This is a genomic window from Streptococcus sp. IsoGale021, assembly GCF_031142795.1.
In the GTDB taxonomy this organism is placed as follows: Bacteria; Bacillota; Bacilli; order Lactobacillales; family Streptococcaceae; genus Streptococcus; species Streptococcus hominis.
In genome coordinates, this window is record NZ_JAKZJH010000025.1 from 1 (window position 1) to 747 (window position 747).

At 46.2% G+C, this 747-nt stretch carries 1 protein-coding gene; it reads right to left on the reverse strand.

Going from position 1 to position 747, the window contains the following annotated elements:
- Window positions 1–747 (reverse strand): ISL3 family transposase (locus RG565_RS08950; RefSeq protein ID WP_308937471.1); only part of this gene is annotated, 747 nt, incomplete at both ends.

Sequence of the window (747 nt, forward strand, 5' to 3'; positions counted from 1 at the left end):
TCAAAGTTCCTGAATCCAAAAGCGTTTCGCTTAATGACCTTGATGAGATTGTTAGTCGCTTCCAGCTTGGCGTTGGAGTAGGGTAGTTCCAAGGCGTTGGTAATCTTGTCTCTGTCCTTCAGGAAAGTCCGACAGACGGTTTGAAAAATCGGGTGAACAGCTGAAAGATTCTCCTCCATTAGGTCAAAGAAATGATTAGTTTGCTTTTCCTGAAAGTGAAAGAGCAGAAGCTGATAAAGCTCATAGTGTTGTCGAAGTTGGTCCGAATAGCTGAGTAGCTGATGGAGAATCTCCTGATTGGTTAAATGCGCCCGAAAAGCTGGTCTGTAAAAACGCTTATGGCTAAGCTTGCGGCTGTCCTGCTGGAGGAGTTTCCAATAGCGTTTGAGGGCTCGGTATTCCTGAGATTTTCGGTCGAATTGGTTCATGATTTGGATGCGGACACGGTTCATAGCTCGGCTGAGGTGCTGGATAATGTGGAAACGATCGAGAACGATTTGGGCATGCGGGAAAAGCTGCTTGGCCAGCTGATAGTAAGGACTGAACATGTCCATGGTCATCACTTTGACCCTCATACGAACCTGTCTAGGATAGCGTAGAAAATGATTTCGAATGACCGCTTGGGTTCTGCCGTCCAGGATGGCTAGGACCTCATTGGTATTAAAATCCTGAGCGATAAAGCTCATCTTCCCTTTCTTGAAGCTATACTCATCCCAGCTCATAATTTCTGGCAGTTTCTGCCAGTTG